The 20,164-nt window shown below is 39.4% G+C and carries 19 protein-coding genes; 11 read left to right on the forward strand and 8 right to left on the reverse strand.

What is annotated here, in order from left to right; translation table 11 throughout:
* The first annotated feature begins 34 nt into the window (after window positions 1-34).
* The 4 genes from AAG807_RS13980 to AAG807_RS13995 all read left to right on the forward strand — a co-directional run bounded on the left by AAG807_RS13980 (window position 35) and on the right by AAG807_RS13995 (window position 3,484).
* Window positions 35-1,006, forward strand: a complete 972-nt coding sequence (locus AAG807_RS13980) for a hypothetical protein (RefSeq protein WP_341905117.1) — start codon at window positions 35-37, stop codon at window positions 1,004-1,006.
* The gene (locus tag AAG807_RS13985; protein ID WP_341905120.1) at window positions 1,003-1,983 is read left to right on the forward strand and encodes a hypothetical protein; all 981 of its coding nucleotides are present in this window, start codon (window positions 1,003-1,005) and stop codon (window positions 1,981-1,983) included. Before AAG807_RS13980 ends, AAG807_RS13985 begins: the two co-directional genes overlap by 4 nt.
* A gap of 3 nt (window positions 1,984-1,986) precedes the next feature.
* On the forward strand, window positions 1,987-2,946 hold the full coding sequence (locus AAG807_RS13990) for a hypothetical protein (RefSeq protein WP_341905124.1): 960 nt from the start codon (window positions 1,987-1,989) through the stop codon (window positions 2,944-2,946).
* Window positions 2,947-3,046: 100 nt separating this feature from the next.
* A complete protein-coding gene (locus AAG807_RS13995; RefSeq protein ID WP_341905126.1) occupies window positions 3,047-3,484 on the forward strand; it encodes a hypothetical protein in 438 nt (145 codons plus the stop codon).
* A 52-nt stretch (window positions 3,485-3,536) separates the two neighbouring features.
* On the opposite strand, the gene AAG807_RS14000 is transcribed toward AAG807_RS13995, so the two are convergent.
* From AAG807_RS14000 to AAG807_RS14030, 7 genes are all read right to left on the reverse strand, one after another.
* Complete coding sequence (locus AAG807_RS14000; RefSeq protein ID WP_341905128.1) at window positions 3,537-4,712, reverse strand: sigma-54 dependent transcriptional regulator; 1,176 nt, start codon at window positions 4,710-4,712, stop codon at window positions 3,537-3,539.
* 139 nt (window positions 4,713-4,851) lie between these two features.
* Complete coding sequence (locus tag AAG807_RS14005; RefSeq protein ID WP_341905130.1) at window positions 4,852-5,745, reverse strand: hypothetical protein; 894 nt, start codon at window positions 5,743-5,745, stop codon at window positions 4,852-4,854.
* Window position 5,746: 1 nt separating this feature from the next.
* A complete protein-coding gene (locus AAG807_RS14010) occupies window positions 5,747-7,012 on the reverse strand; it encodes an ABC transporter permease (protein WP_341905132.1) in 1,266 nt (421 codons plus the stop codon).
* A 13-nt stretch (window positions 7,013-7,025) separates the two neighbouring features.
* Entirely contained in the window at window positions 7,026-7,949 is a 924-nt protein-coding gene (locus AAG807_RS14015; protein WP_341905134.1) for an ATP-binding cassette domain-containing protein, read from the reverse strand.
* A 29-nt stretch (window positions 7,950-7,978) separates the two neighbouring features.
* Complete coding sequence (locus AAG807_RS14020) at window positions 7,979-8,881, reverse strand: CPBP family intramembrane glutamic endopeptidase (protein ID WP_341905136.1); 903 nt, start codon at window positions 8,879-8,881, stop codon at window positions 7,979-7,981.
* Between the two features lie 182 nt (window positions 8,882-9,063).
* On the reverse strand, window positions 9,064-10,176 hold the full coding sequence (dnaJ, locus tag AAG807_RS14025; protein ID WP_341905138.1) for a molecular chaperone DnaJ: 1,113 nt from the start codon (window positions 10,174-10,176) through the stop codon (window positions 9,064-9,066).
* Window positions 10,177-10,272: 96 nt separating this feature from the next.
* Window positions 10,273-10,842: a nucleotide exchange factor GrpE gene (locus AAG807_RS14030; protein WP_341905139.1), complete on the reverse strand. Its 570-nt coding sequence runs from the start codon at window positions 10,840-10,842 to the stop codon at window positions 10,273-10,275.
* 255 nt (window positions 10,843-11,097) lie between these two features.
* Here AAG807_RS14030 and AAG807_RS14035 point away from each other — a divergent pair, with 255 nt between their 5' ends.
* The 6 genes from AAG807_RS14035 to AAG807_RS14060 all read left to right on the forward strand — a co-directional run bounded on the left by AAG807_RS14035 (window position 11,098) and on the right by AAG807_RS14060 (window position 19,246).
* A complete protein-coding gene (locus tag AAG807_RS14035) occupies window positions 11,098-12,969 on the forward strand; it encodes a sulfatase-like hydrolase/transferase (protein ID WP_341905141.1) in 1,872 nt (623 codons plus the stop codon).
* Between the two features lie 65 nt (window positions 12,970-13,034).
* Window positions 13,035-14,114: a 23S rRNA (adenine(2503)-C(2))-methyltransferase RlmN gene (gene rlmN, locus AAG807_RS14040; RefSeq protein ID WP_341905143.1), complete on the forward strand. Its 1,080-nt coding sequence runs from the start codon at window positions 13,035-13,037 to the stop codon at window positions 14,112-14,114.
* A 243-nt stretch (window positions 14,115-14,357) separates the two neighbouring features.
* On the forward strand, window positions 14,358-14,573 hold the full coding sequence (locus tag AAG807_RS14045; RefSeq protein WP_341905145.1) for a LuxR C-terminal-related transcriptional regulator: 216 nt from the start codon (window positions 14,358-14,360) through the stop codon (window positions 14,571-14,573).
* A 140-nt stretch (window positions 14,574-14,713) separates the two neighbouring features.
* A complete protein-coding gene (locus AAG807_RS14050) occupies window positions 14,714-16,339 on the forward strand; it encodes a hypothetical protein (protein ID WP_341905147.1) in 1,626 nt (541 codons plus the stop codon).
* An 89-nt stretch (window positions 16,340-16,428) separates the two neighbouring features.
* Window positions 16,429-17,985, forward strand: coding sequence for a T9SS type A sorting domain-containing protein (locus tag AAG807_RS14055; protein WP_341905151.1), 1,557 nt, complete (start codon window positions 16,429-16,431; stop codon window positions 17,983-17,985).
* A 292-nt stretch (window positions 17,986-18,277) separates the two neighbouring features.
* Window positions 18,278-19,246 (forward strand): polyprenyl synthetase family protein, encoded by a 969-nt coding sequence (locus tag AAG807_RS14060; RefSeq protein ID WP_341905153.1) that lies wholly within the window; start codon window positions 18,278-18,280, stop codon window positions 19,244-19,246.
* A gap of 40 nt (window positions 19,247-19,286) precedes the next feature.
* On the opposite strand, the gene AAG807_RS14065 is transcribed toward AAG807_RS14060, so the two are convergent.
* Window positions 19,287-19,601 carry a hypothetical protein gene (locus tag AAG807_RS14065; RefSeq protein ID WP_341905155.1) on the reverse strand — a complete coding sequence of 105 codons (315 nt, stop codon included), beginning with the start codon at window positions 19,599-19,601 and terminating at the stop codon, window positions 19,287-19,289.
* A gap of 138 nt (window positions 19,602-19,739) precedes the next feature.
* Between AAG807_RS14065 and AAG807_RS14070 the strand changes: the two genes are divergently transcribed.
* Complete coding sequence (locus AAG807_RS14070; RefSeq protein ID WP_341905159.1) at window positions 19,740-20,159, forward strand: hypothetical protein; 420 nt, start codon at window positions 19,740-19,742, stop codon at window positions 20,157-20,159.
* Window positions 20,160-20,164 lie beyond the last annotated feature (5 nt).

The raw sequence follows: 20,164 nt of genomic DNA on the forward strand, positions 1-20,164 counted from the left end.
TGGATTGTACCCCTAATTGTTCTAATATCGAATCATGAAAACAACCTATTTGTTCTTCTTCCTTTTGGTCTCACTTACTTTTAACAGTAATGCTTTCGAGCAACAGAAATCTGTTCCGGGTTTTTATATTTACAACACAACAAAAAACGCAAGTATCAAGAATGGAGAAGCTAAACTCACCCTTCATTTCACTAGTCCGAACTTCAATGTTATTCCTTCAGGGTACCAAACAATCATCTACTACTCTATCAATGAACTAGTCGACACCTTTGTTTTGGATGCTAGCTTTTCACATACTATTCAATTGAAAGCTACAAAGACGGTTTTCAAATTCTGGGCTGGTCCGGGATACAATGAAGTGATCAGCGACACGATCCAAATTGAAAATCAAACAATGAGCGATGCTCAAATCAGCTTCAATTCCCAATATTTGATGATTGAAGTTTCCAAACCTGTCATTTACTTTCAAAGTCCAGTAGAACTTGATTTCTCATTACATGTAAATCCAACAAACGATTTCACTTTTACCTATCCTGTTTACAAAGACCAATGGAAAGGAACACTTTATCCTACAGGTGAAATCGAAATCAACAAGCAAAAATATCCTTACCTCTTTTGGGATTCGAAGCAAGACTTTCAGCTAAAAGACCAAACAAACGGATATCACATTTCAAAAAAAGAGATTATTCCATTTTTGGAGAAACAACTTTCCAATGCAGGACTAACTGCTACTGAAAAAACCGATTTCATCACCTATTGGGGACCGCGTTTGACACAACATGAAGCTGTCTTTATTCAATTTTATCTACAAGAGGACTGCAATCAATTTGCTACGATTCAGTGTGAACCCAAACCCACTGCAATCAATCGCCTGTATATTGGCTTTTCCGAATGGAATGAAACATTGACTCCTCTTCTCCACCCAATGGAACTTCCCGCTTTCAAACGCGATGGATTCAACGTCTTGGAATGGGGAGGATTTGAACTAAAAACTATCGAATTATGATTCAAAAACTAATTATACTTGCTTTTCTGTTTATTCCATTGATCGGATCTTCCAAAGGAAAGGAAGCCCTGCCATCCGTTTGGGTCATCAAGGACAGTGTTTCCAAATCGATTCATAAGGATAGCGTGAAAATGGTTTTTAACGTCATGGATCAATCCAACCAATTGATGTTGAACCAGCATTCCACAGTCATTCAGGTGAAAATTGACGGGAAAATGAAAAAATACACCCTTCGTGATAAAAAACGAACTTTCAAACTTACTTTATCAAAAGGAAAACATCAGTTATCTTTCTTCATCAATGCAAATTTTGAAGAAATCCATTTTAACCCGGAATTGATTGGCAGCCATTATTACGAAATCGGATTGAATTTTGAAGGCTCCGGGAGTTCCGGCAGACAAATCATGGTGGAAAAACCGGTCATCTATCTGTATTCGGAAACAGAACAACCCTTCAGTCTGAAAATTAAAACAGATGCGGAGTTGCAGTTCACCTATCCGAATTATGAGAACGGATGGAAAGGAACCATTTCCAAAGACGGAACAATTCGTATGAATGGTTCGAGTTATCCCTATCTTTTTTGGGATGCCTCACTTCCGGTAGAGAACTTAAAACTGAATTGGCAAGATGCTGACCAGATTCAGGGAACTCAAGTGATCGATTACCTCACCAATCAATTGAATCAACTGGGAATGAATGACAAAGAGAAAACGGATTTCATTACCTATTGGGGACCGCGCATGCAACAAATGAAGTATATTCAGGTACTCTGGATTCAAAACGATGCCATTAATCCCATTGCTGCATTGGATATTTCCCCATCCTTTCATCAAAATCGCATTTACCTGGTTTTCCAGGAAACAGATCAACCCATCGAGCAAACACTTGAGTTGAAACTGAATCCATTGAAACCCATGAATCGTTCCGGAAACTATCTGGTAGAATGGGGAGGTATTGAAGTCCAATCAAATTTATAACTGATGCGCATCCTATTATTTTTCCTATTGATCAGCAGCAATTTGTTTTCAAACAAGTTGGAAGTGATTCCGGATTACTTTGTTCACTATGAGAAGGATCCAACTCCAAGTGCCAAAGGATCCAAAATCAAGATTATCTGTGAATTTGATTCGGATTACAATCCGTCCCGTGAATTGCGACTCGGCATCAACGGAAGCGATGAACTGATCAAACTCAATGAAAAAAACGAATGTATCGTGATTCGGAAATCTCAAAAAGCTGTTTTTCAATTTTTTCACGATTTCAATTTTCAGGAAATTGAAACAGATACTATCGAGATAAAAGCCGGACAAATCACTATCATCTCCCTTCATTTCAAGAATCAGAACGAAATGCGACCGGTCAAAAAACCAGTTATTTATCTTTATCCGGAATCCGATACCGAACTTTCCGTGCAGCTAAAAACGAAAGGAGAACTCACTTTCTCTTATCCGGATTATTCCAAGGGATGGAAAGGAACAGCGCATCCGGATGGTTCCATTGACATCGATGGAACCCATTATCCGTATCTTTTTTGGGAGTCGGAACAACGCTTCAATTCCTTTGACTCAAGATTAGGTGGGTTTGTCATTAACCGAAAAAATGTGGTTGAATCATTGGAAAATCACCTATCAGAACTTGGTTTCAATGACAAAGAGAAAACAGATTTCATCACATTCTGGGGACCTCAGCTTCAGCAACACGAAGAAGTGATGATCCAATTTGTCCTCAATGATGCCTGCGATGAATTTGCCACGTTGGACATCAATCCAAAACCGGCACACCTGAATCGCGTTTATATGATTTGGGCACATATAACTCCCGGAGAAGTTGAATTGATCAAACCGCAGATACTGAAGAAACTTGACAGAACCGGATTTGACGTGTTGGAATGGGGCGGAATTGAATTGGTGGGATCAGCAGTTGATGATCAATTGGAATAAGTGGCAATGCCATTTCCTGTCGATTATCAATTAACCCTTGACACTTATCAATTCTGCATTTTCCATTAAATTAATTTTGGTTAGTTTTAAAGAAAAAAATATGAAAAAATTATTACTGATTCTTACCGTTACGAGTGCGGTATTGGTTACTTCATGTAACATGGCTAATGATGCTGATTACGATGCAATGGCAACTGATATGTGCGATTGCGTGAACAAATCTTCCAGCGGGATTTCTGACAACATGAAAAATGCAATCGTTAAATCTGAAAAAGATGGAACGGATATGCAGGCTGCTATGACAGAGGTTATGATGAAAGACATGGAAACAGGAATGGCTGATGCTCAGGCAATGATCGATCTTGGAAAAGACATGGAAGATTGTTCGAAAGATTTGGAGAAGAAATACGATAAAGTATATACTTCGGAATCTGAAGATGAAGTAATCGAGAAAATCCTTACTACGTTGAAAGCGAAAAAAGGATGTGAATTTACTTATGCACTGATGAAAATGGGTGCTAAGGAAATGAAGAAATGATATTGATTTCAGAATAAAACGTCGGGGTGAAAAATTTTTCACCCCGACGTTTTTAAATATGTTTTTTCGGATTCGCAAACGTCTTCACATCATCACCTGTAATCTTCGCTCCACAAAGAATCACCAAACGCTCCACAATATTTCGCAATTCGCGGATATTCCCGGTCCAATCGATCTGTTGCAATTCAACCAAGGCTTCATCCGTAAATTCCTTCTTCGGAACTCCATGCTCATTGCAAACCAAAGTGATAAAATATTCTGCTAACATCGGGATATCATCACGACGTTCATTCAATGAGGGAACATGGATCAGGATCACTGCCAAACGGTGGTATAAATCTTCTCGGAAACGTCCTTCGGCAATTTCTTTCCATAAATCTTTATTGGTTGCAGCAACTACACGTGCGTCAATTTTAATATCCCGTTCGCTTCCTACCCGTTGAATCACATTTTCCTGCAATGCTCTCAATACTTTTGCTTGCGCTGAAGCACTCATATCTCCAATTTCATCCAGGAAAAGGGTTCCACCTGAAGCTAGTTCGAATTTTCCTTTTTTGTCCTTTACAGCAGACGTAAATGCTCCTTTTTCATGTCCGAACAATTCACTTTCGATCAACTCGCTGGGAATAGCCGCACAATTCACCTCTACGAAAGGCATTTTCTTGCGATTCGATAAATCGTGAAGGGAACGCGCCACCAATTCCTTTCCGGAACCATTCGCACCGGTAATGAGCACACGGGCATCCGAAGGCGCTACTTTCTCAATCATTTCCTTGATTTGGATGATCCCATCCGTCTCACCGATAATCGACGAGCCTTTGAATTTCCGGACAGTCGTTTTCAACTGTTTCGTTTCCTCCACCAGGACAACACGATCTTTTGCATTTCGGATGGTGACCAGGATACGATTCAGATCCAATGGTTTTTCAATGAAATCGAAAGCCCCTTTTTTGATTGCATCAACAGCGGTTTCAATATTTCCATGTCCCGAAATCATAATCACCGGCGTTTCAATCTTTTGGACAGTCAATGCATCCAAAACCTCCATCCCATCCATCTGAGGCATCTTGATGTCACAGAAAATAATATCGTACAAGGTGTTTTTCGCCTTTTCAAGTCCTTCGACCCCATTTTCAGCTTCATCTACCTGAAAGTCTTCAAATTCCAGAATTTCACGCAATGCTCTGCGAATAGCACGCTCATCATCAATGATTAAAATCTTTGCCATGTGTTTTTATTGGTGAACGAAAATAGGTATTTAATTACGAATTCCGAATGCCTAATTACGAATTAGAAAAAGTTTAAAAGGTTCAAAGAGTTCAACCAATTTTTTCACTTTTGAATTTTACATTTTGAATTTTGAATTCTCAAAAGAATCTTCTAAGCACTCCTTCTTTCAGGGAACAAGGCGAAATGACAATTTCCTTGATCTCGAATTTCTCAATAATCCACTTGGTTTTTAATGCCGCAATCGGAGCCATCTTCCTTCTGATAGGAATGATGAACGGATGATTTTCCCGTTGCTCAAACGTGGATTCAATGATCCAATTGAGTGCTGTTAAGATTTCTTCTCTTGAAAGCCGGATATTGTCCAAACTTTTAGGAAATTCTTTCTCATGAACCATTTCATAGAATGTTTCGAAGCTTCCGGAAGAACCGACCAGTATCTCACAAGAATCGAACTCATTCAATTCCCTGGCATTTTCCTCAAACCAATTGATCAATTCAATTTGATTCTCCTTTGATAAGGGATCTTCCAATGGAAATAGTTGTATCGCTCTTGAAACTCCAATGTTTGCGCTCAAAAACTCCAACTCCTTACCTTCCTCGATCCGGATGAATTCAGTACTTCCACCGCCAATATCCATTATCAGGGAAGTCTGGTCAAATTGGTAAGACAAACTCACCCCTTGATAGATCAGTTTTGCTTCTTCCAGACCATCAACAATTTCAATATCTATCCCGAAACGCTTTTTTAACTCAACTAGAAACTCTTCATTGTTTTCAGCATCGCGAACTGCTGACGTACCGATCCCGGTAATGTTTACAACATTCAATTCATTGCAAATCCCTGTGAATTTCTCAAATGCACGAAAAGCACGTTCCATTGCTTCTTCCGAGATTCTACCTTCGTTGATTCCGCCCATTCCGAGAGCAACACCTTCTTTTGAATTATGTACAATATCGAATCCTTCGGGGTCTATATCCGCGATAAGAAGATTAAATGTATTTGTTCCCAGATCAATGACCGCTACACGCATTTTACTTGATTTTCAACCAAAGAATAATATTTCTAAATCGTAGCGTATGTCCAAATTGAAGCAAGCCGTTCTTGAATAATCTTGCTGCTATTGCGATTACCCCAATTGAGCTTGCCAGCAATAAAAATAGTGAAACAAACAATTGGTATTCATCTCCAGGCGCAAATCCGACAGATAATTTCACCATTGCCACCACCGGAGCAGTGAATGGGAAGTACATCAGGAAGCTTGTCCAGGGACTATCCGGATTTTCCAAAGCGAAATATCCTGCATACAATGCAAAGCACAAAATCAAGATCAATGGGATCAGGAATTGCTGACCATCAGACTCTGAGCCGGAAGTTGCGCCAAGCGCTGCGAAAAATGCGCCGTAGAACAAATATCCACAAGCGAAAAACAAGGAGAAATAAAACAACATCACCCCGAATTGAACACGGTCGAAAACCAGTTCCACAAACTGATTGTAATCGCTCACTTGTCCAGCCACCTGGTTTGAAGCATCGTAGATATCGACAAAAATGGTTTCTCGCATAAAATACAGCCCTAATCCAATGATCAGGACCCATAAGAACACTTGTAAAAACGCACTGATCCCGATTCCTAAGATCTTTCCAAGCATCAGGGATCTCGGTTTCACGGTTGCAAGCAAAATTTCGACTACCCGATTCGTCTTTTCACGGGAAACCGACCTTAGAATAGTCATTCCAAAAAGGAAAATAAATACGAAAATGACGGCACCAAAGAACAAACCGACCCATCCTGCCAAATCGCCTTTCACATCCTGGGGATCGTATACGTTTCTAAAGACAAAACTCAATGGCTGCTTTATTTTTCTGAAATTGACAACCGATAATTCCGTGAATTGTTTCGCAAGAACCTCCTCCAATCTTCTTTCCACGTGATACCGAATATTGACCGACATGTTGAAGGAGGGTTTTTCACGATAGAAGAGAAAACACGACTTATTGGAAAGTACCTTTTCGTTCACTTCTACCATCGCATCAAAGGGAGCAAAGCGTTTTTCATCTGCGAATTGCTCAATCTCTACATAATTCGTAGCAAAGGAATAGGTGATATTGGGATCTTCCTTCGACATGATCTTATGGTCCATCACATTTGCCGGATCGACAATCAAGACATGCCACTTTTGTTGTTCTTTTCCACCAAATTGGAAAATCAGATACGTAAATGTAAGTACAACCAATGGTCCTAAAATAGCCATCAGTAAAAACGAACGACTGCCTAATCGTTCTCTGAGTTCGCGCATGGCAATTATCCAACTATTTCTCATCGCTCTCTCCTGTTACAGTTGAAATAAATACTTCATTCATACTTGGTAAAACTTCCCAGGCCGCTTCTATCTTCACTTGTCCGATCAAAGTCTTCAACAGGTCTTCAAATGAATTATCCCCTCTCATTTTGACACGGGCAATGAATCGGTCATCCCCTAATATTTCTTTATCTATCAATTCGAATCCGGTCCAGAGTGCATTGACAAATCCAATCATTGTACCTCTGAATTTAACTGCGTATTCACCTGTCTTCTGTTGTTCCTGGATTTCACTTACACGACCTTCCAATACTTTTTTCGATTGGTGAATCAGAACTACCCGGTCGCAGATCTCCTCCACGCTTCTCATATTGTGGGTCGAAATCAAAATAGTCTTTCCCTTCGCTTTCATTTCCTGCAATTCCGCCTTGATCAATTCGATATTTACCGGGTCGAATCCGGAAAACGGTTCATCGAGGATCAGTAAGTCCGGCTCGTGCAGGATCGCATAAATGAATTGGATCTTTTGAGCCATCCCTTTTGAAAGTTCCTGAATCCGTTTCTTTCTCCAATCCGCACAATTGAATTTCTTCAGCCAATAATCCAGTGATGTATTGATTTCACTTTTACTCATCCCGCGCAAAGCACCTAAAAAATGTGCGTGAGCTTCCACGGTCATTTGCTTATACAAACCTCTTTCTTCCGGCAAATAACCAATGTGAACCAAATGCTTTTGCTGAAGCAAATCCCCATTGAATCGGATGGTACCCGAGTCTTGCTCAATAATTCGATTGATGATTCGGATAAGCGTTGTTTTTCCAGCCCCATTTGGACCAAGTAATCCGAAAATCTCCCCTTTCCGAAGACTGAATGACACTTGATCTATTGCTGCTTTTCGCTGATAACGCTTTGTAAGCTCTTGAATTTCTAACATTTAATCAAAAAAAATGATTTGTTTGCTTTTTATAAAAGTACCTTATTCCAATTTTTCCAGCGGTAAACCAACCAGAAAACAAGAATCATTAACGGATAAAACAGGAACATGGTTACATAGATATCCCAACCAAACGCAGGCGGAGATACGTCCATAAACAATGCATCCGTTTGAATGACCTGCCAGTTGTTTGTTACGATGATTATCCCAAACAAATTATTCGCCAGGTGAAAACCCCAGGAAAGTTCTATCCCATCGTCCATCACGGCAATGAAGGAAGTGAAAATTCCCGATACAATATAATAAACAGCAGCAGGGATTCCCAATGTGGCTATTTCCGGATTCATCAGATGCAAAGCGCAGAAAAGAATGCCATTAATCAGAATCAGGTAAATCCCCTTCTGAGTGACTTTTCCAACTAATTGAAGTAAAAAACCTCTGAAAAGAATTTCTTCAAATCCGGTTTGAATTGGAACAAGGATTACTGCCAGAAGCAAGAGATAAAAAAAGTGTTCACATTGAAAATTCCAGATCAGGTGATGACTAAAATCAATAAAGGTGATAAAGAAGGAAACCAGCATCAGGATCGACCACAAGCCGAACGAAAAGAAGAAACGGGCAAAATCAAAACGGGGACGCGCTGTTAAGAATGTCTTGAAGGATCTTTTAAAGATCAGTCTGGAGCAAAAGACAATCGTTAATACCCCCAACACAAAGGGAATCATATTCAATGAGAAAAATTCATTTTTGGAGAAGAGACTCTGCACATTGGAAAGCGAATCCAATGTTTCACCTGCCGGTAAATTAGCTGAGACCAAGATCCCCATTAAAGAACCTCCTAAAAAGTATACACCTATCAGAATCGCAACAAGACCCAGTAAATAGTGCCTGACACCAATAGAGGGCTCGAGTGGACTAGTAAATCTTCTCATCAGGTAAATCTAATGAAAAGAATTTTTATTCATCCGTTTCGGGAAGATTGTCGCTAAATTCTTTTTACCCGTTAAATTTTCACCATTGAATGTGAGGTTATTATGACTTTGGCGGAATCTGTTTCAATCAGCAGGGGCGCGATTAATCGCGCCCCTACTGACAAATATTTCTTATATTCTTATTATTGAAACATATCTTTCATCCGTTGGAAAAATCCTTTTTCATTTTGTCCCGGACTTGGTTTGAAATTTTCACTTTCTCTCAATTTCTCCAGAATTTCCTTTTCCTCTTTGCTAACTTTCTTCGGTGTCCAAACATTGATATGCACAAACAAATCTCCCTGTCCGTAACTTTGAAGCAAAGGCAATCCTTTTCCTTTCAAACGAAGCATTTTACCACTTTGAGTTCCCGGTTCAACCTTGATTTTCGCCTTTCCGTTAACGGTGGGAACTTCAATTGTTTCGCCTAATACAGCATCCACAAAATTGATGAACGCTTCATAATGCAAGTGCTCACCATCTCTTCGAAGTTCTTCATGTGCCTGCTCTTCAATCACTACGATCAAATCACCCGGAATCCCGTTGAAAGGACCTGCATTTCCCTTTCCGGAAACGCTCAACTGCATTCCTTCCTCAACTCCAGCAGGAATTTCAATCTCTATAACTTCCTCTTGTCTTTTCAATCCCTGATTATCTGCATCTGACGGTTTCTGGTCGATCATCTTACCGGCACCCTGACACACATTACAAGTGGATTGCGTTTGCATTGCACCCAAGAAAGTCTGAGCTACACGCGTAATTCTACCCGATCCATTACAAGTAGCGCATGTTTTATAGGTTACACCATCTGCATTTACAAGCTTATTGACCTTGATTTTCTTTGTGACACCTTCCGCTATCTCTTCCAGGGTCAGTTTCATTTTGACACGCAAGTTGGTTCCACGCACTACGCGCTGACCACCACCTCTTGCACCACCAAAACTACCGCCGCCAAAAGCACCTCCGAAAATATCTCCAAACTGAGAGAAGATATCATCCATATTCATACCACCACCAAATCCGGCATTTCCGCCTAAACCTGCATGACCGTATTGATCGTATCGTGCTTTCTTATTTGCATCTGAAAGTACTTCGTATGCTTCAGCAGCTTCCTTAAATTTATCCTCCGCCTCGGAATCACCTGGATTTTTATCCGGGTGATACTTCAAAGCCATTTTGCGGTAAGCCTTTTTTATTTCAGCTTCCGATGCGCCTTTTGAAATACCAAGAACTTCGTAATAATCTCTTTTATCCATATTTTTTAGATTGAAGATTGAAGACTACATATTGAAGATTGGGAATTTGACACCTGTTCAAATCTTCCTTTTTCAATCTTTCATCTTCCGCCTATCTTACTGTCCAACAACTACTTTTGCAAAACGAATCACCTTGTCATTCAGGTAATATCCTTTTTCTACATCATCAATGATTTTCCCTTTCAAATCTTCCGAAGGTGCAGGAACATTCGCAATCGCTTCATGCAAATCAGAATCAAAAGCCTGGTGCTTTGCCTCCATTTGTTTCAATCCTTTTCCTTCCAACAGGTTTCTGAGCTTGTGATGAATCAACTTGAAACCATCTTTCACAGCGGAAATATCTTCCAGATTTTCATTGTTTGCGATCGCTCGCTCGAAATCATCCATAACAGCCAACATATCTTTCAATACACCGGCACTAGCTGTTGAAATCAAGTCGATCTTCTCTTTATTGGTGCGTTTGCGGTAATTATCAAACTCCGAATACAAACGTAAATACTTGTCATTCAAAGCTGCTATTTGATCTTCAGCTGAAGGCGCACCTGTATTTACTGACGAATTGTCAGCGTTTTCAACCTGCTCGTTCCCCGTTTCATCCTGATTACCTTGGTTCTGTACCTCGGAATCTTGGTTAAACTCTTCGTTTTGAACTACTTCTTCTGCCATTATTATCGATTTTTTGATTCAGATTAGTCAACTACCTTGCCACAGCGGAGAAACAGACAAGCTGACAGAGAAACTGACACTTTTACCAATTACATTTCAATCCACCACTATACATAGGATACGATACCGAATTAATTGAAAATGTAAAAAGTGAAATGACAGCAAAGAAGCAACGACTTTTGGCACACTAAAAAAGAAGATGAAAATCACGTTCGTAAGAAATATACTCTAAATTTGTATCCTATTTAAAATCGCATGCTTCGTCCATTTCGTGATGTACTTAAACTTCTTCTATTCTGGATTGTTTGTTTTGACATTCATCGGATCCTGTTTTCAATCCATCATTTCGGAAAACTCAAAGAAGCCGGTTTTGGCGAATGGCTATTGACATTCCTTTATTCATTTCGTCTGGATCTCGCAACCGCAGCGGGGCTTTCAGCAATTCCATTCCTGTTCCGACTGATCCAGTATTACAGTAATTGGAAATGGTGGGGTCGTTTATTCCGAATTACATTGGTGTCTTCCATCGTATTCCTGGTGCTGGTTCAGGCAGGTGAAATTGTGGCTTATGGAGAATGGAATCACAAGTTGACTTCGCGTGTTTTCATGCATTTATCCCATCCGGATGAAGTTGCCCGAACGGCAAATTACTCCATGATCTTCTGGTACATTTTATACGCCTTGATCCAATTGGTCGTCTACGTAATTATTTTCCGGAAATTTTTCAAGAAGAAAGCCGTTGAGAAAGCAAGTGTCAGACATTGGTTTGAATGGATTGCTTTACCTGTGACTTACGCGATTGCTATCTTTTTCTTCTTCTTATCACTTAGAGGCGGTTTTCAGCCCGTTCCCTTAAACATCAATGCTGCCAGTTATTCAAACAAAGCAGTGGTGAATGATATTTCTATCAACTCGCTCTATTTCTTCGGAAAGAGTTACTTGTTGTATAATCGTTCTGAAATCGATGCCTTCATCCCGAAAGTGGATAAGAAACTAGCTCGCGAAACGGTTGAACAATGGTACAGCTACCCCAAAGAGCATTCGAATTATTTCCTGGAAAACAACCGACCAAATGTGGTTTTCATCGTTTTGGAAGGATGGTCGGCTGAAGCAATAGGCAGTCTGGGACCGAACAAAGGTGCTACACCGAACTTTGACAAATTGACAAAAAATGGGGTCCTTTTCACTAATATTTATGCAACTGGAACCACTTCCGAAATTGGAAACTCTAGTATTTTCAGTGGTCATTACACCTTGCCGGAAGTCTCCATTTCCATGCAACCGGAAAAACACCGGAAATTGCATTGCCTGAACGAGGACATGGAAGCTTGGGGTTATCACAGCTCATACATCTTTAGCGGAGATTTGAAATATGGAAACATCGGCGGATACTTTATGGATCATGGGTTTGATGTGGTAAAAGACGAATCCGACTTCCCATCCGACCTGCCGCGAGGAAAATTAAATTTTTACGATCGGGATCTATACAAATTCCTGATTCAGGAAATCAATACCAACAAGAAACCCTTTTTCCAATGTGCTTTTACGGGAAGTACGCATGCACCTTACGATCAACCCAAAGGAAAAGGCAAGCACTTTACAGGCGAAGAAGCCGATTTCATGAATTCCTTGGTCTATGGAGACAATTGCCTGGGCGAGTTCATTAACAAGTGTAAAAAATATCCTTGGTACAAAAACACCCTGTTTGTCTTTGTTGCCGATCACGGTCACGCTTCTCCGGGAATGGTCGATCCGGGAAGAGGAAAATTCTATCATGTACCCTTGTTGTTTTACGGAGAACCCATCAAGAAATCTTATCGTGGAAAGCGCATGGATGTAGTCGGCTCTCAAGCAGACATCGCGGCTACCCTGATTTACCAGATGAAAGGAAAACCTGCACGCTATCCATACAGTAAAGACCTGATGAATCCGAAAGTCCCACAATTCGCATTCCATGCAATTATTCGTGGCTACGGGTGGGGAACGAACAAAGGGAACTTCACGTATTACATGGAACAGAAAATTGTTGGCGATAATACCTTTGGTGATCAAAAGGTTTTCAAAAAAGAGGAATTGAACTGTTCCTACTTCCTGAACACGCTTTACGAAGATTATAAAAAATTGTAAGTTCTCGGTTTTTCTAGGATAGTACGGCAAAAGTACCGTAACTTTGTACCCTCATTGAAGTAAACATGTCATCCAAATTGATCAATATCAGAAATTTAAACCTGGAAGAACTGAAGGCAGCTATCGTTGCATTCGGGGAACCTGCATTTCGTGCCAAACAGGTTTATGATTGGATTTGGAAGAAAAATGTCCATGATTTCAATGCCATGGCGAACATCGGGAAAAGTTTGCAGGAAAAATTGCAGGAAGCTTTTTACTTCGATGGAATTACAGTTGAAGACCAACAGGTTTCAGTCGATAAGACAATCAAATGTGCTTTCGGAATTGAAGGACAAAGTCAGGTGATTGAAGGTGTGCTTATTCCTACAACAAATCGCATGACAGCTTGTATTTCTTCTCAGGTAGGTTGCAGCTTGTCCTGTGCATTTTGCGCTACCGGTCGATTGAAAATGATGCGCAACCTGAGTGCCGGAGAAATCGTGGACCAGGTGGTTTATCTGAAGAACCTTGCAACGGATAAATACAATACCAACCTTTCCAATATTGTTTACATGGGAATGGGAGAACCTTTGTTGAATTACAAGAATGTAGTTCGCAGCACGGAGATCCTTACCGATGAAAATGGTTTGGGAATGTCTCCGAAACGAATTACCGTTTCAACCGCAGGTATTGCCAAAATGATCAAAAAATTGGGAGATGATCAAGTGAAATTCAACTTGGCCCTTTCCCTTCACGCAGCAAACGATGTGAAGCGATCCAAGATCATGGATATCAATGATACAAACAATCTGGAAGCTCTTTCCGAGGCCTTGTTGTATTTCCATGAAAAAACCAATTCACGCATCACATTTGAATACATTATTTTCAAGGACTTCAATGACGGATTGGAAGATGCACGGGAACTGGCGGATTTCGCCAAAATCGTTCCATGTAAAATCAACATCATCGAATACAATCCTATAGACGATGGAGAATACCGTCAGGCTGACCGTCAAAAAGTCGATGACTTTGCCCGATTCCTGGAGGAAAAATGCAACCTGATCGTCAATGTACGCAGAAGCCGTGGAAAAGATATCGATGCAGCTTGCGGTCAATTGGCAAATAAAAACAAGATGATTGATAAACGGGTTTTGAAAGTCGTTTAAACACTCAATAAAATAACATATTACTAAGGTTGGAAATTAAATTTTCCAACCAATTATTCTTTCAGGAGCTTCTTCTTTGATTTGGAACCCACCTGTTCTTATGTTAAAAAAACTAAAGATTGATACATCAAATAAAACTGATACTTAAATTAGAATTCACTGCAAGTAAATAACCGCATTGAATTATTAACCATTTTTTCTGTAAGAAGGTATCTTATTTAACCACAAAAATCAATCACCTATATGTTTAACAATAGCACCATCACTAAACGTGAGCTCGAAATTATTTCTCTGATGTTGGAAGAGAAAAGTGCCAAAGAAATTGCTGTTTTATTGAATCTTGAGCCTAAAACAGTAGAAAGTCATAAAAGAAGATTAATGAAACGATTCGGGGTTAAATCCTCCGTTGGTATTATTACCCATGCAATCTCGATGGGTTTGATAGAACTTAATTGTTAAAAATTAACTAATTCTGTTCATTAAGTAATTTCCGCAGGACAAAAATTTTCTTTTTAGAAAATGAACATCTAGTTTTGTTTCACTTCGAAGTCAACTATTTTATTAACCTTTTCGCTTATGCGGAAACATCTAAATTAAACATGAAAAAAATTATTTTCACGGCATTGGTTTTGGGTATTGCACCCAAACTCATTGCTCAGAGTGCTGTTAAAGCAATTCCAAAAAACACCCATGGGTATATTATTCTAAATGATGCAAATCACAACATCGATTGTTGGCAGATTGACTTCTTTGAGAAAAAAATCCAGAACACTGCTGTAGTCTATGCTCCTCTAAAATCAGAACGAATTTGTGGTAAAGATTATGTAGGTATGCCCGATGGTATTGGTGGTGACATAACACGAGATATTTACTTCTCGGTTTCCGGCTCCGAATCCAACGGAACGAAACACACGTTTGACCAACTGGTCTCTACCGGAACTTTCAGTGCTTTTAACGGTACTCCGGATACCTATATCAGAAGAGCGGGAGTTGCATGTGATGGTCAAACTCAAGGTTATGCCTACGCCTATGACTTGTCTATCAATGAAATATGTACCCCACAGAATCCAAATGGTACAGGTGGAGGTTCTGTTTTTATGAGTCCAGCATCAAGATACCAGCAAGGATCTGTTTTTATACCATTTTATGCTTTCGTTGGCGCAAATTCTACTACAATTTCAAATCACTTTATGTTGAATTATGGGTTAACACCTTCGCAATATCAAGGATATATTTCTGGATCTAATAATTCCAATCCTCTTTTAGTATCACCGATTCTTCACACACAAGATTTACCTTCAGGAGTTGCTGTTATGAACCCTTCCAATCAATGGATAAGTGGGGAATATAGAATGATTGCTAAAAATCTAAGTCAATATCGACCCGCACTTGGTTCGGTAAAAACTAACGTAGATGTTTCCATTGTCAGTCAATTTGATTTAGCAGCTTACATCAACTTGGTTAACAACAGCAGTGAATACTTATGTTCTGAAGAATTAAAATGCCTTGGAAACGGATTTGCAATGCAAGGTACAGATGTTTCTGCCAGCAATACGGATTGTCTACCAATCAACAACACGAATCTCATATCCCCTACAAGCAATGAGTTTAGTCCAGGAACTTATTTCCAGGGAATCCAAGATTGTTTTGGGGTTTATTCCGGTGGAACTTCTCCTCATTGGTGGGAAGAAGCAGTTTCTTGGGTTGAGTTCGTTTACGATGTGGATGGAAATACACCAGGAGTTGCAACAGGAAATGATCCAAGATTGCGCATAGATCCACTTACGGGATTCGAAACAGTTTGGGCATTCAACCAAACGAATGGTATTTATTACAACAAGGGAACACTGAAACCTGGAATCTATAAATTAGGAATGGTTTTAAACAATGGAGATTATTTCCCGCTTATGTTTGAAGTGAAGGAAACTTTACCTATCGTATCGGAATTGAAAGATTTAATGGATGTTAATTTCTTTCCTGTTCCGATAAAGGGAAATCAATATTCAATGGAAGTGGAAACAGGATTCTCAGGAAAAGTAATCTACCAGCTTTTTGACTCTCAAGGAAATAAACTGTATGAAGAAACCTTAGATCTTCAGAAAACAACTGGAAGAGACCCTTACACCATAAGAGTAAACGTTCCGACCGACATACCAACTGGATTGCTATTTAATAAGTTCATTTGTCCGGATGGATCAATTTTTACTGAAACAACTATCAAATAACCCGATCTATAAAGAAAGGAATGAAGCGAGAGCCTCATTCCTTTTATTATTTAATTTAATTTGGTAAATTAGCCTCATAACAAAACTCCATGAAACACTTTTTATACTCCACATTCTTTTTCCTCTGCTTAAATTCTTTTGCACAAGACCTCAACCTAAATCTGCAATATTCGTTAGGCGGTTCCGGAAATGATAACTTGACAAGAACAATTCGTTTATCAAATGGAAATTACGTGATGTTCGGCACTTCCGATTCTCCAGTAAGCGGTACAAAAACAGAAGGAGCCTTTGGACAAAGTGATTGGTGGATTGTTTGCCTAGACGCAAGTTATAATGAGTTGTGGCAAAAAACCTTAGGAGGTTCTCTGGACGATTATGCGAATACTGTAAAAGAATTGAGTAATGGTGATTTGCTGTTTTTAGGATTCTCCGAATCTCCCAATAATGGAAACAAACAGTCTGTATGTTATGGTGCCAACGATTATTGGATCGTGCGTATGACTAATTCCGGAACCATTTTATGGGACAAAACTTATGGCGGAAGTGCCCTGGAAAATTCCTCAGATGTATATGAACTAAACGGGGGGAATTTGATTGTTTCCGGAAGTTCTGCATCAGGAGTTTCCGGAAATAAATCCATTGCTTCAAATGGAGCTATTGATATTTGGTTATTAAAATTAAACCCTTCCGGAAATATTCTGGCACAGGCCGAATTTGGCGGAGATAGCTTTGATTATGATGGATTGATACTGCGAACTGGGAGCAACGAATTGTTACTTGCAGGATCTTCAAATTCGGGAATTTCCGGTAACAAAACCGTTGCAAATCTGGGAGAAGATGATGCTTGGATTATTAAAATAGATACTTCTCTAAATTTAATCAATCAATATGTTGTTGGTGGAAATGACATTGATTATGCGGTGTCTTTCATACATTTAAACAACGGAAACTTTCTGCTCACATTTGCAAGTTCATCTTCTGCCGGCGGAATGAAATCAGAAAATGGTTACGGTAGTAATGATGCTTGGTTGGTTGAACTGAACTCAAATTTCAATGTTGTTCGTGACAAAACAATCGGTTCAAATTATGACGAAAATATTACCAAAACGCATCAATTAAATAATGGTAATATACTTCTATTGATGAATACCTATTCCGATGCCAATGTCTATAAATCTGAAAATAGCCTCGGGTGGAATGATTTCTGGTTTGTTTCATTAGACGAAAATTGGAATGTAATCTACGAAAACACCATTGGATCAACCGGAAATGATGCCATCATGGATATGATCAAAAATAATAATGGTGAACTGGTGTTTTTTGGTCTATCCAGTGGTGGAATCGATAACGATAAAACATGTGCAACCAATGGTCAGAACGATTTCTGGGTTGTAACAGCACAAACGGATCTTTCGGTTAATCCCAACGTCCTTTCAAACCCAACTATCTATCCAAATCCTACCGAATCGACTATCTATTTTAAAGAACCGGGAATAAACAATAATCCGTATCAAGTTTTAGATGTTAGCGGTAAAGTTCTGTTGGAAGGGATAGTTAACAATGATGAAATTAACCTCTCCGAATTGAATTCAGGAACTTACTTTATAAGTATAAATAACAGTCATTATAAGGTGGTTAAGCAATAAAGAAGTTCACTTCAGATTTGAATTCTTTCATTTTGGAATATTCCTATGAACGTGTGTTACGGAAAAGACATGGATGCAGCTTGTGGTCAACTAGCCAACAAAAACAAGATGATTGATAAACGGGTTTTGAAAGCAATTTAGAGTCAAGACTTATAGAGACAAGAGTCAAGACCCATTATAATTGACAAATCAATCTCCGGTCTTGCCTCACCCAGCCTTATCTCTTGACTCCTTTTCCAATTAATTTTTGATTTTTGCATTTTGATTTTTGAATTAAAGTACATTTGTATTCATGACAGTTCAGGAGATTTTAGCGCCCATAGAAACCGAGATGAAACTTTTCGAGGTTCGTTTCCATGAGAGCATGAAATCCAAAGTCCCTTTACTGGACAAAATCACGCATTACATCATTCGAAGAAAAGGAAAGCAGATGCGCCCGATGTTCTTGTTTTTGACCGCAAAAATGCTCGGTGAAATCAATGAAAAAACATATCAAAGTGCTTCCCTGGTTGAATTGTTGCACACGGCAACCTTGGTTCACGACGATGTAGTGGATGATGCCAATGAGCGACGTGGATTCTTTTCCGTAAATGCCCTATGGAAAAATAAAATTGCCGTCTTGGTTGGCGATTATATGCTTTCCCGCGTATTGCTTCATTCCCTTGAGAACGACAATGTCCGTGCGCTTCAAATTGTAGCAAGAGCTGTTCGTGAAATGAGTGAAGGGGAATTGCTTCAAATTGAAAAAGCCCGAAAACTGGATATTACAGAAGAGGTTTACTTTGATGTGATCCGTCAGAAAACAGCCAGTTTGATCGCAACAGTTTGTGAATCAGCGGCGGCATCCGTTGACCGGGAAGACATGGCCGACCGGATGCGTAAATTCGGTGAATTGGTTGGACTCGCATTTCAGGTGAAGGACGATATCTTCGATTACGGAGCTCCCGGGAATATTGGAAAACCAACCGGAAATGACATCCGTGAACGCAAAATGACCTTACCATTGATTTATGCTTTGCAACATAGCGATAAATCTGTCCGCAAGGAATTAATGAACATCGTTAAAAACCACAACGAAGAGAAAAAGTACGTTCATCGTGCTATTCAATTAGTGATTGAAGCCGGTGGAATTGAATATGCCCGAAACCGGATGATCGAATTAAAGACAGAGGCCCTTTCCCTATTGACAGATATTCCCGATTCGGAATCAAAAAGAGCTTTGATCGGTTTGGTGGAATACACCGTTACCCGGGATAAATAATTGAACGGATCCCGATTGCTTTTTTCTTTTAAATCCCCCCTTATTGGTCCAACAAATCAGATTCTATCGAATCCGCTTTTGGCTGCCGCTCCCATTTTCTTTTCAATAAGTTTTCAATCCCATAAGTACAAGCTGCACCAAAAACAATTGCAATAAGGGATAATGCAAAGTCAGGAATGTCCAGATCAATATTCGTGGTCAGAATTAAAAGTCCAAAGAGAAATCCCAGCACAAATTGGGCTCCCAAAAAGATAAAAGCCCCTAAAAAAGCATATCCCCAAGCACTTCGATTATGGAGTTTCGCCAATTCATAATAAGATTTTCCAAAGAGATAAATAGGTATGAGTGTCAGCATCCGAATTGATTTGCTACAAATTTAAACATTCACCTAAATAACACTGCATTTTTCAACCAATCAATTCATTTCCTCGTTGTCACTGATAGCTGTCATTCGGCAACTTTTAAGTATCTTTGAATTAATATTAAAACAAACATGAAGCATTTAATCGGTCTTATTTTTATTGCATTCGTTTCCCTTACAATCACTAGTTGTGGAGAAGAGAAGAAAGCTCCTGAAAAAGAAACTACTGACAACCTGGTAGAAATAAAGAATGGTATCTATACGGAGTATTATCCCGGTAGAAAAGCAGTTAAATTCAAAGGACCACAAGACGATAACAGCTTAAGAAATGGTCGTTGGTTCTTTTACGATGAACGAGGAAACGAACTTTCCATGACAGAATATGTGAACGGAAAGAAACACGGATTTATCTTTGTTCGTTACCCGAATGGTACTATGCGCTATACCGGTGAATTCAATATGGATGTAGAGGCCGGACTTTGGAAATTCTACAAAGAAGACGGAAGCCTTGCTTCAGAAAAAGATTACGGAAACAAAGAAATCGTTCAATAAGAAAT

Source organism: Fluviicola taffensis DSM 16823, assembly GCF_943372375.1.
Taxonomy (GTDB): Bacteria; Bacteroidota; Bacteroidia; order Flavobacteriales_D; family Crocinitomicaceae; genus Fluviicola; species Fluviicola taffensis_A.

Bases quoted from the DNA above. Each gene is read 5' to 3' on its own strand.
- AAG807_RS14070 (WP_341905159.1), top strand. From the start codon at position 19,740: ATGAAGCATTTAATCGGTCTTATTTTTATTGCATTCGTTTCCCTTACA.
- AAG807_RS14020 (WP_341905136.1), bottom strand. From the start codon at position 8,881: ATGAGAAGATTTACTAGTCCACTCGAGCCCTCTATTGGTGTCAGGCAC.
- AAG807_RS14055 (WP_341905151.1), top strand. From the start codon at position 16,429: ATGAAACACTTTTTATACTCCACATTCTTTTTCCTCTGCTTAAATTCT.
- AAG807_RS14010 (WP_341905132.1), bottom strand. From the start codon at position 7,012: ATGCGCGAACTCAGAGAACGATTAGGCAGTCGTTCGTTTTTACTGATG.
- rlmN (WP_341905143.1), top strand. From the start codon at position 13,035: ATGTCATCCAAATTGATCAATATCAGAAATTTAAACCTGGAAGAACTG.
- AAG807_RS14065 (WP_341905155.1), bottom strand. From the start codon at position 19,601: ATGCTGACACTCATACCTATTTATCTCTTTGGAAAATCTTATTATGAA.
- AAG807_RS14035 (WP_341905141.1), top strand. From the start codon at position 11,098: ATGCTTCGTCCATTTCGTGATGTACTTAAACTTCTTCTATTCTGGATT.
- AAG807_RS13980 (WP_341905117.1), top strand. From the start codon at position 35: ATGAAAACAACCTATTTGTTCTTCTTCCTTTTGGTCTCACTTACTTTT.
- AAG807_RS14060 (WP_341905153.1), top strand. From the start codon at position 18,278: ATGACAGTTCAGGAGATTTTAGCGCCCATAGAAACCGAGATGAAACTT.
- AAG807_RS14045 (WP_341905145.1), top strand. From the start codon at position 14,358: ATGTTTAACAATAGCACCATCACTAAACGTGAGCTCGAAATTATTTCT.
- AAG807_RS14000 (WP_341905128.1), bottom strand. From the start codon at position 4,712: ATGGCAAAGATTTTAATCATTGATGATGAGCGTGCTATTCGCAGAGCA.
- dnaJ (WP_341905138.1), bottom strand. From the start codon at position 10,176: ATGGATAAAAGAGATTATTACGAAGTTCTTGGTATTTCAAAAGGCGCA.
- AAG807_RS14050 (WP_341905147.1), top strand. From the start codon at position 14,714: ATGAAAAAAATTATTTTCACGGCATTGGTTTTGGGTATTGCACCCAAA.
- AAG807_RS14005 (WP_341905130.1), bottom strand. From the start codon at position 5,745: ATGCGTGTAGCGGTCATTGATCTGGGAACAAATACATTTAATCTTCTT.
- AAG807_RS13990 (WP_341905124.1), top strand. From the start codon at position 1,987: ATGCGCATCCTATTATTTTTCCTATTGATCAGCAGCAATTTGTTTTCA.
- AAG807_RS14015 (WP_341905134.1), bottom strand. From the start codon at position 7,949: ATGTTAGAAATTCAAGAGCTTACAAAGCGTTATCAGCGAAAAGCAGCA.
- AAG807_RS13985 (WP_341905120.1), top strand. From the start codon at position 1,003: ATGATTCAAAAACTAATTATACTTGCTTTTCTGTTTATTCCATTGATC.
- AAG807_RS13995 (WP_341905126.1), top strand. From the start codon at position 3,047: ATGAAAAAATTATTACTGATTCTTACCGTTACGAGTGCGGTATTGGTT.
- AAG807_RS14030 (WP_341905139.1), bottom strand. From the start codon at position 10,842: ATGGCAGAAGAAGTAGTTCAAAACGAAGAGTTTAACCAAGATTCCGAG.